Genomic DNA, 12,553 nt, shown 5'->3' on the forward strand with positions numbered 1-12,553 from the left:
ACTTTGTTCCGCATTTTTTTAAAATATATCTGTAAAACGTCATATCCAGGGACCGATACACTGATCGAGGCTCTGATTCACAAAGGCTTGTATGGAGGGCTGACGCAGGGTACGTCCTTCTTGCCACCGCCACTCACTATATTGAACCTTGGCGGTATACATGGGTTGCACCCAAAATGCATCTTGATGCCGATCCGGTTTATTGCTAAAAGGTCGCTCCGATATGGTATGTGGCAGCAGGCGCTCGGTAAGCTGACGCCAATCTTCCCGAGTCAGCTTACCTGTACCCACATGCCCGATATAGCGCAGCATGCCTTGTTTATCATATTGGCCCAGCAACACAGCATTGATAATGCCTCCGTTTAGGGTATAGCCACCGATGACGGCAATGATATCGCCATAATTTTTGACCTTGACCCATCGTCCGTCTTTTCCGCCCAATGTGTACGGACTATCCAGCTTTTTACACACAATGCCTTCCATTCCTTGGCTGCACATGACCTGAAATAGAGCTTGTCCATCAGGATGAGCGGGAGCCAGTTGAATCCGTTCATTCGGTATGATGATCTGATGCAGCAGTTCAAGCCTTTCCTGTAACGGTTTAAGATGAACCCACTCCCCGTTCAGATAAACAATATCAAACAACATGTAAGTAGCGGGTACAGCTTCATAGGCTGACTGAATTCGATCCGTTCGACGAATCAGATCCCTTCGCATAATTTCATGGAACGATGGCTTACCGTCGGCACCGAGTGCGATCATTTCCCCGTCCAATATGACCGAATCAGCCTTACAGTAGGAGGGGAAGAGAGCAAGCTCCGGGTATAAAAGCGTTCGTTCGTGCTGTTTGCGGTTGAACAGACGCGTGCTGCCCTGGTCGTGATACGTCAAAATTCTCGTACCGTCCCATTTTATTTCGTAACGCCAAAGGCCTGTTGCATCTACAGGTACTTTTTCGCTCAGTTCCGGTTCAAACGGGATGACAGGTTTTAATTCCGTACGCAACGCAGCACCTCCCTTGCCTTCATTGGAATAAATATAGTGTCGACGATAGATCTTATTTTATGTATGTGATGTTTCGCTGATTCCTAAATAGGGGAATGATAAGGATATCTTGCGCCGGCATGAAGTGATTGCAGTAATTCGTAATTCGTTAGCATGGAGTTGTAACGGGATGTTCTTCAGTCAGAAAGGAGATTGGTTTCATGAGACAAATTCGCGAGGAGGACCATGCAGTAGTCATGGTGGATGATGGGCAGGTAGTTGCAGAAGTAGGCTATAAATCCATAGATGACCACTCGTTGGTCATTGACCATACATTTGTATCCGAGCAGTTACGGGGTCAAAAAATCGGCAAGGAGCTTATCGACCGAGTGGTTGATATGGCAAGGAATGAGCATAAAAAGGTTATTCCTGCTTGCTCGTACGCGCTTGCTCTGTTCAAGCGCCATAAGGAATACAGTGACGTATGGCAGCAATGAATATGGATCATCAAGGCTGCTTAATTGCATAACCGATACAACACCGGAGCGGGTAATCAGACCTTCCCGGTGTTTTTTTTGTGTGCATAAAGCTTGTAAAATCAATGCATTCTACCGTTGATATAGGGAAGTAAAGGGCTATTCTCAAATGTTGAAGCATATTTTCTGACAGATGGCTATGAAATTGTTCATACTGTTGTCACTTCACAGGCTGTCCATGAGTTCTATATAATATATTATGGTTATGACTACAACAGTAACGAAAACCTGAATTTAAACGAAGGAGACGCTCATGATGAATAAAGCGAGTGAGGACAAGCAGTACGTTCCAACGAGCAATCGTAATTTTACAGCCTTGATTATCACCGTTTCCATAATAGCCAACGTGATTATTTTGCTGCTGTTCTTTTCGCCGATCGGATACCAGGGTAGTGTGAGTTTTGATCTCACTATTTTCCCAAGGCTGAATGCGATTTTTAACAGCTTCACATTTATTTTTCTGGTGGCTGCACTGGTTGCTATTTTCAAAAAGAACATTAAGCTTCATAAAACCTTTGTTTTGCTGGCCTTCGCCAGTACCGTTTTATTTTTATTTTCCTATTTGACCTTTCACTACATTTCGCCGGAAACTGCAAAATATGGTGGGGTGGGTATCCTTCGGCCGATTTACTTTACGCTGTTGATTTCGCATAGTATACTGGCTGCGATTATTGTACCGCTGGCCCTGTTCACGGTTGTATGGGGATGGACGATGCAGGTAGCAAAACATCGTAAGATTGCACGCTGGACGATGCCGATTTGGCTATATGTGAGCTTGACCGGGGTACTGGTGTACGTTTTCATGGCCCCATACTATTAATAGATTAAACCCTTTGCGGGTTGATTTAGGGAAATGGCGTCTCTGCTGAAGAGACGCCTTTTTTGTATCCAATAAAAGAAAAATTATTCCTTCTAAATTTATTTTATTGAAAAAACGTTCCTTCTTTAGCGGTATTTCTGCTATAATTTGCCTTAATCAACTAAGAACAAGGGGGTCACCATGTGACAAAGAAAGCGAAAGGCAGGTTACGGTTGCTTGTATCTATGCTAGCGCTGGTTGTACTGCTGAGCAGCTGCGGTGGTGGAGGATCAAAGTCGGAAAAGGTTGACGGAGGGAAAGTAACACTGCAATTTTGGACCATTGCACTACAACCTACATTTACCCCGTATTTCAATCGGGTGATTGCCGATTATGAGCAGAAGAACCCCAATGTCAAAATTGACTGGAAGGATTACCCTTATGACGCAGTAACCAACAAGCTGTTGACAAGTATCGCTAGTAACAGCAGTCCAGATGTAGTCAATCTCAATACAGAATTTGCTAGCCAGATGGGCTCCAAGGGTGCTGTTGTTGATATGAATGAGCATTTGTCGCCCGAGGAAAAGGCTGCTTATTTCGAGGGTATTTATAATTCTACAGTTATTAACGGTAAAGCTTATGCGCTACCCTGGTATACCGGTACAGAAGTGCTTTACATGAATACAAAGCTGGTCAAAGCTGCCGGATTGGACCCTGCTCATCCGCCCAAAACCCGGGAGGAATTGTCTGAATGGGGCCGTCAAATTAATAGAAAAATTGGCAGGGCAGGCTATGCTCAGCAGCTTGTATCCAAGCTTTTCGCTGTGGACGGCATTCCTATCCTAAATAAAGAAAAGACAGCAGCGGCGTTCAACACACCAGAAGCAGTCACTATGATTGATAATCTAAAGAAACAGATGGAAGATGGCATTGTACTCAAGGAAGACGCTGAATTCTCACAACAAGTGAAATATTATGCCGGCGAGCAGGTTGCTTTCGAGCTGGCAGGCCCGACGTTCATCAATTTTATCAAAACGGCAGCACCGGATGTTTATAAAAACACAATTGCTGTCCCTGTCCCAACCGGCAAAGCCGATGTGCGACTCTCCAACTCCATGGACCTGGTCGTACCTGCTAAGTCTGCACATGTGGACGAAGCAGTGAAATTTGCTGTTTTCTTGACAAACGCAGAGAGTCAAACAGCTTTTTCTAAAGCGGCGAATACACTACCTTCCACGAAAGACTCCATTAAAGATCCATATTTTACTCAGTCTGACAAATCATTAGAAGCACAAGCCAAGGTAGTATCCGCGCAAAGCTTGGATAAGGCGACAGATTATATGGTCGGTGTGCCTAATGCCAAAGATGTGAATAGTGCCATCGCACGAGCTTTACAAAATATGGTATTAAATGGCACGGATACGAAGCAGACGCTTACTGCTTTGGAGCAGGAAGTGAACGATATTTTAAAGCAATAGGTTTGACAGGGGAGTAAGTGAATACTCCCCTGTTCATTTATCAAAATCAGGTGGTGATGCAGCATGATCAAATGGTTGAGGTCGGAGTCCTTTACGGCCTGGGCCTTTATGACGCCGGGACTGTTATTGCTTGCCGTCTTTGTATTTTGGCCTATTATTTACAGCATTCCGCTGGCATTGACGGACTACTCGGTCATATCAGACACCCATTTTGTCGGCTTGGATAATTTTGAAGCGGCGTTTAAGGACCGTAACTTTCTTATTTCGATTTGGAACTCATTGTTGTACGTGCTCATTGTCCCCTTTCTTCAAATTTTCTCCATCCTGATGGCTGTGCTTGTGAATAGCCGTATCCCGGGAATTAAAATATTTCGTACGACCTACTACATCCCTGTTGTGACTTCGATGGTAGCGGTAGCCTTAATTTGGAGCTGGCTGTTGGGCAAAAACAGCATAGTGAACTACTTGCTCATGCAGGTCGGCTTGATTAGCAAAGACATCCATTGGTTATCGGACAGCAACTTGGCATTGTATGTACTAATGTTCATCACAATGTGGAAGGGACTCGGGTATTATATGATGCTCTATCTGGCTGGATTACAAAATATTCCCCAAGATCTGTACGAAGCCGCTAGAGTCGACGGAGCAAGCCGATGGCGTCTGATTGTCCATATTACTCTTCCACTGCTGAGACCCTACGTTCTGTTCTGTACCCTTATATCGCTCATGTCAGCTATTCGCGTATTTGATGAAGTATATGTACTAACCAAGGGTGGGCCGGGAACGGCCACGTTGACATCCAGCTTGTATATTTTTCAAAAGGGCATGGAGCAGTTTAATTTTGGATATGCTTCCGCGCTTGGCTTAATTGTCGGTGCAATGATTGCCCTACTTAGTATTATCGTATTCCGATTCAATAGGAAAGGCGGTGTCAATCCCTATTGATGAATCTAAAGGATGACAAAATGCTACGCTCATCTCTTCCTAAAAAGGAAAGCAGCCGCATCATGCGCAGTCTTGCTCGAATACTGAGAATGACGGTCATCTACGTGCTTCTAGTGCTACTCGCCCTCTTTTTAATGGGACCGTTCCTATGGCTGCTCAGCGTATCCCTCATGCCAGGCCGCAACATTTTTTCAACGCCACCCGCTATTTTTCCGACCTTTATTGATTTCGACAACTACGTTCAGGTGTGGCAGTTCATGAATTTTCCAAAGTATATGCTGAATACGGTCATCATTACGGTGTTGGGCGTTGTGCTCAATGTGGTGCTCGCCAGTCTGACAGGATATCCCTTGGCTGTATTTCGTTTTAAGGGTAAAAATCTGGTGTTTACGCTGCTGATTGCCACTATGATTATTCCTTCCTACACCGCATTTATTGTGCATTATCTGACCATTCAGGGGCTTCATCTAGGCAATACCTATTTGGGTGTGGTGTTGCCTGGGGCAGTCTCCGTTTTCAACATTTTTCTAATGCGACAGACGTTTATTCATATTCCTACCGATGTGCGTGATTCCGGTAAAATGGACGGCGCTTCGGAGTTCCGAATTTGGTGGCAGCTGGTGCTTCCGCTGGTCAAGCCAGCGCTGGCTGTAATCTCTCTATTGGAGGCGATGTCGTTCTGGAACAGCTTTCTGTGGCCTATCGTTATTTTGAACGATACGGAGCTATATCCGCTGGCAGCTGCGCTCACGTATCTCAACGGTCAATTTGCCTATAACTTCGGCTGGATTGCTGCAGGCACAATGATTTCGGTACTGCCGATCATTATATTGTTCCTATTTACACAGCGCTACTATATGGAAGGTCTGGCGGGAGCGGTAAAAGGATAAGCCAGTAGTTACGGCTACGAAGAGCCTGTGAAGGGAAGGAGACGATTGCGATGAAATTGTCCAAAGGAATGGGGCCTCATTCAGGTGTAGGGCTATCGCGGCAGGAGATACAATATTTTTTTCGTGATGTGTATGACAGCGAGGAAAGGCTGGTTATCTCCGAACCGCGACTGATCTGTGAACTGTCCTCTCGCTTTGCAATGAATCAGGAGTATGAAGGTGTGCTGGACCCTGAGGGACCGATCAAGCTCATTGTACCTCCAGGACCGGGTGTACCGACTGAAACACGGGGAAGCGTACAGTTGGTGCTCGAATATGACGGAACGCTTGCTGCAGACGGATATCGGTTGGACATTCAGAAGGACGGGCGGATTGAAATCCACGCTTCTAATAAAAGAGGGCTCAAATACGGCATGGATGCCCTGCATCTCCTGCTTCAGGTGGAACAGGAGCGATGTACTCTGCCGGTGATGTCTATTCGGGATGAGCCTTCCTTTCCGGTCCGAGGAATTATTGAGGGCTTCTATGGGAAACCGTGGAGTTTCGCGGATCGGCTGGATGCCGTCCGTTTTATGGCTGCGCATCGGATGAACACGTTCATGTATGCCCCCAAGGATGATCCATATCATCGTGAGCTATGGAGAGAACCGTACCCTGAGGATACGTTTGACCAGATCCGCGAATTAAAGGAAGCCTGCGAACGGCATGAGGTTGATTTTCATTATTGTATCAGCCCAGGGAACGACCTGAGCTTTGGTAGCGATGAAGATTTTCTCAAATTGACGGAAAAGCTGACGGCCGTGATTGCGATTGGCGTACGTCATTTTTCTGTATTAATGGATGACATTGACTACGTACTCAAAGGGGAAAATCGACATTTGCTGGGCCGCTCGGGTCACGCTCATGTCTTTTTGACGAACAAGGTGCATGCATGGCTGGCTGAACGACTGCCTGAATTTACGCTGACGGTCTGTCCTTCGGAATATTGGTCATATTGGGATACCGAATACAAAAAGGATTTCCGTGAGCGGCTGCATCCGGAGATTAAGGTGTTCTGGACGGGGTACTTTGTTTTTGCTCCACAGATTAGTCGCGAGCACGCCGCTGATAATCATGCATACTTTGGGCATGAGCTGTGGCTGTGGGATAACATCCCGGTGAATGATTGTGACCATGATCGGTTATTCCTTGATCCGCTACGCGGACGGTATTCCGGGCTACCGGACTGCGGACATACCGGTATGGTGGCCAACCCGATGAATCAGTGGGAATGCTCCAAAGTGACGCTCATCACGATGTCCCACTACATGTGGAACAGTGAACGGTATATGCCTGAGCTATCTTGGGAATGGGCTGCGCGGGAGTTAGCGGGAGAGCGTGCGGATGAACTGATGTTTTTCTGTCGTCAAAACAGGAACAGCCGATTAGGCGGCAACACGTATGAGGACGTGGACCTTGCTTTGAAAATGCGCGATATCCCTGCGCTGGATATGTACTTTGAGCGGCTGCTTCAGGCGGTGAGCGTCCTGCGGAACGTGCCTGCCGATGATCTAGCCGCAGGGTTCGTGTTCCAGGCTGCACCGTGGCTGGAACGTGCCGAGCTGGACGCGGGCCTGTGGCAGGTGCTGCGTCAAGCTGCGCTCAGCAGCGAGCGACAGGACGATGCACAGTCGGGGGAGAGCAGCACGCCGAGCGAAGAAATTGACGGGCCAGAGCCGTCGCCTCTGACGGACGAAATCGCAGGAGAACTGCGACGCGGTATCACTGCTTGCTTAGAAGCGGAGGTTCGGCTGGGTAGCAATCCAGCAATCCGTGCTGCCGCGCAGTGGGGTTATGTCGATCAGGACGAACAAGGCAAATATCGGCTGATCTTGTGAGTGTTTGCGATGGATTAAGAAACCAAGGCAGCATAGCTGCCCTGAAAATAATCATTTGCCGTTAGGATAACGGTAATTTTCAGGAGAGGTGGAATGTACGATGAAGTCAAACACCCGATTACTTTTTATACCGCTGGATGAGCGGCCCTGTAATTATCAATTTCCTTATTTACTGGCACAAGGCACAGACTTGGAAATGGAGCGGCCCCCATTGGAATGGATGGGGCAAAAGAAAACCCCTGGCGATACGACCAGACTATGGGCATGGCTCGAAGAACGCGCAGCGACTGCTGATGGAGCCATTGTTGCGATGGATACGTTGCTGTACGGAGGAATCGTACCTTCTCGACTACACGGTATGTCGAGCGAGCAGGTCAGAGATAGAGTGAATCGGCTTCGCAGGCTAAAGCAATTATATCCGCAACTGACCCTGTATGCATTTCAACTGATTATGCGTTGTCCGCAATACTCTTTGGCTGATGAAGAACCGGATTACTATGCCGATTGGGGCCGTGAGATATTCAGAAAGGGCTTCATTGAGCATCGTCAGGAGTTGGGGATCGCTACCTCAGAAGAGTTGCTCGAATTAGCTGATATCAGCGAGCGTTTGCCAATGGAAATACTGGATGATTATCTGGGACGTCGCCATGTGAATTTGGAGGCCAATGAGGTTGCACTGGATCTCGTAGCAGAAGGTATCATTGATTTTATGATCATCCCACAGGATGATTCGGCTCCCTACGGCTATACCGCCAAGGATCAGCAGCGGCTAAGAAGTCGTATTTCTGAGCTTGGGCTGGATTTGAATGTATACATGTACCCGGGGGCAGATGAAGTGGGTTGTACGTTGCTGGCTCGTTGGGTTAACAAGATGAATAATGTAGTCCCACTGGTGTATCCTCGATTGTCTGCTTTGCAGGGGGCATTCGTAGTTCCGCTTTTTGAAGATCGCTATTTTTACGAAACCTTAAAATATCAGATTATGGCGGCAGGTGGGCTAATAGCTTCCTCAGCAATGGAGGCTGATTTGATTTTGTTGGCTAACACACCCGGTGACACGATGGCAGAAGCTTCATCCCAGCAGCGTGCAATGACCGGATATGATGTACATCGGAATGTAGTAGAGCTGGTTGAGTACGGTTCTTATATGCTGCAATATGCAGGTCAAAATGTTGCAATTGCTGATGTGGGCTACGCCAACGGAGCAGATCTCAAGCTAATTAGACTATTGAAGCAAAAAGGACTGCTTTTTAAGCTGGCAGGTTATGCAGGCTGGAATACCAGTTCTAACACGCTGGGCACCGTCATTGCCCAGTCTATGCTGTATACCCACTATGGCCCTACGGAGGAACATTTGGATTTTCTGTCGCTGCGCTACGCCGAGGATGCCTGTTATTGCGCTGTGGTACGTACGGCTATGAATAACGGGATTGTGGAGCAGATGGGTTTTACCAAGTTTATGCTCGATGGACCGAGAGGCTCGGTAGCTGCGGTTATTCGCGGACGGCTGGAGCAGGCGCTCAATGAATATGTGAACGGGCCGGAAGGCCACGTGGAAATTACAGATTGCTACATGCCGTGGAACCGCACCTTTGAAGTCGGATTAACCGTACGGCATCATGCCGAGAAGAGAGGGTGATTCCTATGGGAATGGAAGGTGTGTTATCCAAAGTTCAGCACGGACTGATCGTATCCTGTCAGGCGCTACCAGGCGAACCGTTACATGGAGCAGATTCTATGGTCAAAATGGCGCTTGCCGCACAGCAGGGTGGAGCTGTAGCGATTCGCGCCAATGGCGCATCGGATGTACGTGCGATTAAACAGGCGATTTCTCTACCAGTCATTGGCTTGATTAAGCGGGATTATGATGATTCTGATATTTACATTACGCCTACCCTTCGTGAAATGGAGGAACTGGTGGAGGCAGGCGCGGATATCATTGCGCTGGATGCCACATTACGACCGCGCCCAGCGGGATGCAAGCTGAAGAGGCTCATAGATTATGCCCATGAGCAGGGAGTTACTTCCATGGCAGACATTTCGACACTGGAGGAGGCGCTTCATGCGGCCTCTCTTGGCGCAGACTGCGTATCCACCACGTTATCCGGGTATACACCGTACTCTACTCGGATTGAGGGTCCTGATCTGGAGCTGGTTCGGAGAGCGTCAGAACTGGTTCCCGTTCCTTTAATTGCAGAGGGCAAAATCTATGATCCGGCGCAGGTTGAGGAAGCATTCCGAATGGGAGCACATGCAGTGGTCGTAGGCTCGGCGATTACCAGACCCCAATTGATTACGCAGCGGTTTGCCGATGCCGCAAGGAAGGCAGTGAAATGCATCTATGGAGATGAACGACCGAATTAACACGTATTATCCTTCATTAACGAAATCGGAGCAGAAAGTCGCCTTGTGCGTACTGGAGCATCCCGCAGACATCATATATTTTTCCGTGACAGAGCTTGCGGATTTTGCAGGTACAGGCGAAACGACCGTCATGCGCTTTTGCCGGAAGATTGGTTTCAAGGGTTATCAGGATTTCCGACTGTCCCTGGCACAAAACCAGACTTATCGTAAAACCGATATGGGCGAGGAGAACATCGACCCAGATGACGAACAAGATATTACGCGTACGGTGTATCACAACATGCTCGATATTTTGCACTCCAGTATGGGACTGCTGGACCATTCAGAGCTTGGCCGTGCGATTGCGTGTCTCGATCAAGCGGGCTATGTTCAATTTTTCGGTGTAGGCGCTTCGGGAATTTCTGCGCAGGATGCTAAAAACCGTTTCTTACGGATCGGGCGTCGCGCCGAGGCTGTGGCAGACGGACATATTCAGTCGATGATGGCGGTGTCCATGAACCCGGGTGATGTGGCTATCGGCATTAGTGTATCAGGAAGTACGCTGGATACGAACGATATGCTGCATAAAGCCAAGCAAAACGGTGCAACTGTTATCGCAATTACGAATTATGCCAAATCACCCATTACCTCCATTGCGGATATCGTGTTGCTGACCGCAGGCAAGGAAGCTCCAATAGAAGGTGGTTCCATCGGCGCTAAAATCTCACAACTATTCGTGATTGACCTCATCTGCGAAGGGCTTGCTCGCAAGCATACGAATCACACCAAACAGATGAAGGAAAAAACAGCGAGGGCCGTTATTGAACGAAGCTATTGAGATTTTTCAGTTGTGAATTGAAAACTTGTGCTCCGACAGTTCAATGACTTGTGTTTGTGGTGCTTATGAATGGTTATTTCAAGTATTGCTATTATTAGAAGGTTTGTACAAAGAGCTAGTAAGCTTTTATGTAGGGCAACAAGGAGGTTGGTGTGGTGGTAGCTGCTGTGAACAGAGTCATTGGAATCGACATTGGGGGCACATCGGTGAAGGCCGCCATAGTGGCACGGGACGGATCGGTGCTTGATGAAATCCGGCTGGATACGGACGCTTCCCGTGGACGTGAATGGGTGTTGTCGCAGGTGTCAGAATCTGTGCTCGGACTGTTGCGTTCTTTTGGGGATACCAGCATCGGTGCCTATATAGATATAGGCGCTCTAGGCATTGCTACTGCTGGCAGAGTAAATGTGGAGAGCGGCGTAGTTGTGTATGCCACAGATAACCTACCTGGCTGGCAAGGTACATCCTTAGTAACGTGGGCTAAAGAAAAACTGGCTTTACGAGCGGTTGCTGATAATGATGCGAACGCCGCTTTACTTGGAGAAGCGTGGCAGGGAGCGGGGAAAGGCAAGCGACGCTTGGTGATGCTCACGTTGGGAACAGGTGTCGGAGGTGCATATATGGAAAATGGCCTCTTGTGCAGAGGGGCTCATTGGAGCGGCGGTGATTGGGGGCACAGTATTCTATACCCCGGAGGACACCCCTGTAATTGCGGAAAAAAAGGGTGCGCCGAGCAATATGTATCGGGGAGCGCCCTGTTACGTCGAGGTAGGGAACACGTCGGTAAATTGTACCGCTCGGGAAACGAGATTGTGAAAGAGGCCGTTCACGGTAACCAGGAGGCAATCCAGGTGCTGGATGATTACACCGCAGATTTAGCTGTACTTCTAGCTAACATCTCGGTGACTCTTGATCCTGAGGGGATCATTGTAGGCGGAGGAGTAGCGGACACGGGAGAGGTCTGGTGGCCTATGCTGGAAAAGCATCTGCACCAATTTGGAGTTCAAACGGAAGTAAGTCGGGCATTGTTGGGCAATCGCGCTGGAATCATCGGCGCTGCACGGCTTGCCTTCGAAATGACCGAGTCCTAGTACAAGAATGAAAGGGGAACGAACCATGACGCAAAAACGGCTTGATACCGACATTGTTGTGATTGGCGGAGGTCTAGGGGGGACATCGGCAGCTCTTGCGGCGGCGAAGGCTGGCATGAGAGTCATCGTGACAGAGGAGACGGACTGGTTAGGGGGGCAGTTAACTTCACAGGCGGTTCCCCCAGATGAGCATCGATGGATCGAACAGTTTGGTTGCACAGCAACATACCGTGAGTTCCGTAATCGTGTACGTGACTATTACCGTCAGAACTATCCGTTAACCGAAGAAGCTCGAAATAATCCCATTCTCAACCCTGGGAACGGTTGGGTAAGCCGTCTGGCTCATGAACCACGGGTAGCTCTGCGGGTGCTTGAAGATATGCTCGCTCCTTATTTGAATACGGGGTGCGTTCATGTATACTATCACACCGTGCCTATTGCCGTTCAGACGGATGGGGACTGTATTACTTCTGTAACTGTCCGTACCTCGAATAGCGCTGATCATAAGTGTGGATTTAGAGTGCTGCACGGAACGTTTTATCTGGATGCGACAGAGTGTGGTGATCTCCTTCCGATGGCGGGCGTGGAGCATACGAGTGGAGCGGAGTCGCGGGCGGCTACGGGTGAACCTCACGCACTGGAGTGTGCTAACCCTTTTGATATGCAATCTATCACACATGTGGCTGCCGTAGACTATATTCCCCAGGAAAGCTTCACTATAGAGCGGCCGCAACAATATGATTTCTGGAGAAATTATATTCCGTCCTTTTCC

Annotated in this window: 12 protein-coding genes (1 of these 12 cut by a window edge); 11 read left to right on the forward strand and 1 reads right to left on the reverse strand. The window is 48.3% G+C overall.

Annotated elements, in window-relative coordinates; all coding sequences use genetic code 11:
* Positions 1-39: 39 nt before the first annotated feature.
* Complete coding sequence (locus AOU00_RS14390; protein WP_069290890.1) at positions 40-1,005, reverse strand: ATP-dependent DNA ligase; 966 nt, start codon at positions 1,003-1,005, stop codon at positions 40-42.
* 200 nt (positions 1,006-1,205) lie between these two features.
* Between AOU00_RS14390 and AOU00_RS14395 the strand changes: the two genes are divergently transcribed.
* The 11 genes from AOU00_RS14395 to AOU00_RS14445 form a co-directional block, all read left to right on the forward strand.
* On the forward strand, positions 1,206-1,481 hold the full coding sequence (locus AOU00_RS14395) for a GNAT family N-acetyltransferase (RefSeq protein ID WP_069290891.1): 276 nt from the start codon (positions 1,206-1,208) through the stop codon (positions 1,479-1,481).
* A 295-nt stretch (positions 1,482-1,776) separates the two neighbouring features.
* Positions 1,777-2,340: a DUF420 domain-containing protein gene (locus tag AOU00_RS14400; protein WP_023986646.1), complete on the forward strand. Its 564-nt coding sequence runs from the start codon at positions 1,777-1,779 to the stop codon at positions 2,338-2,340.
* A 182-nt stretch (positions 2,341-2,522) separates the two neighbouring features.
* On the forward strand, positions 2,523-3,797 hold the full coding sequence (locus AOU00_RS14405) for an ABC transporter substrate-binding protein (protein WP_069290892.1): 1,275 nt from the start codon (positions 2,523-2,525) through the stop codon (positions 3,795-3,797).
* A gap of 63 nt (positions 3,798-3,860) precedes the next feature.
* Entirely contained in the window at positions 3,861-4,742 is an 882-nt protein-coding gene (locus AOU00_RS14410; protein ID WP_069290893.1) for a carbohydrate ABC transporter permease, read from the forward strand.
* Positions 4,742-5,632, forward strand: a complete 891-nt coding sequence (locus tag AOU00_RS14415; RefSeq protein WP_069290894.1) for a carbohydrate ABC transporter permease — start codon at positions 4,742-4,744, stop codon at positions 5,630-5,632. Before AOU00_RS14410 ends, AOU00_RS14415 begins: the two co-directional genes overlap by 1 nt.
* A gap of 50 nt (positions 5,633-5,682) precedes the next feature.
* On the forward strand, positions 5,683-7,509 hold the full coding sequence (locus AOU00_RS14420; protein ID WP_069290895.1) for a protein O-GlcNAcase: 1,827 nt from the start codon (positions 5,683-5,685) through the stop codon (positions 7,507-7,509).
* Positions 7,510-7,609: 100 nt separating this feature from the next.
* Positions 7,610-9,148 (forward strand): DUF4127 family protein, encoded by a 1,539-nt coding sequence (locus tag AOU00_RS14425; protein ID WP_061832129.1) that lies wholly within the window; start codon positions 7,610-7,612, stop codon positions 9,146-9,148.
* 5 nt (positions 9,149-9,153) lie between these two features.
* Complete coding sequence (locus tag AOU00_RS14430) at positions 9,154-9,873, forward strand: N-acetylmannosamine-6-phosphate 2-epimerase (RefSeq protein ID WP_061832130.1); 720 nt, start codon at positions 9,154-9,156, stop codon at positions 9,871-9,873.
* Positions 9,851-10,690, forward strand: coding sequence for a MurR/RpiR family transcriptional regulator (locus AOU00_RS14435; RefSeq protein WP_061832131.1), 840 nt, complete (start codon positions 9,851-9,853; stop codon positions 10,688-10,690). The genes AOU00_RS14430 and AOU00_RS14435 overlap by 23 nt, the downstream gene beginning before the upstream one ends.
* Before the next feature lie 152 nt (positions 10,691-10,842).
* Complete coding sequence (locus AOU00_RS14440; RefSeq protein ID WP_069290896.1) at positions 10,843-11,781, forward strand: ROK family protein; 939 nt, start codon at positions 10,843-10,845, stop codon at positions 11,779-11,781.
* Between the two features lie 25 nt (positions 11,782-11,806).
* A protein-coding gene (locus AOU00_RS14445) for an FAD-dependent oxidoreductase (protein ID WP_069290897.1) crosses the window boundary here: on the forward strand, positions 11,807-12,553 show its 5' portion. 864 nt of this gene lie beyond the right edge of the window; only the first 747 of its 1,611 coding nucleotides appear in the window; the start codon lies at positions 11,807-11,809; its stop codon lies beyond the right edge, outside the window.

Source organism: Paenibacillus polymyxa (assembly GCF_001719045.1).
Classification (GTDB): Bacteria; Bacillota; Bacilli; order Paenibacillales; family Paenibacillaceae; genus Paenibacillus; species Paenibacillus polymyxa_B.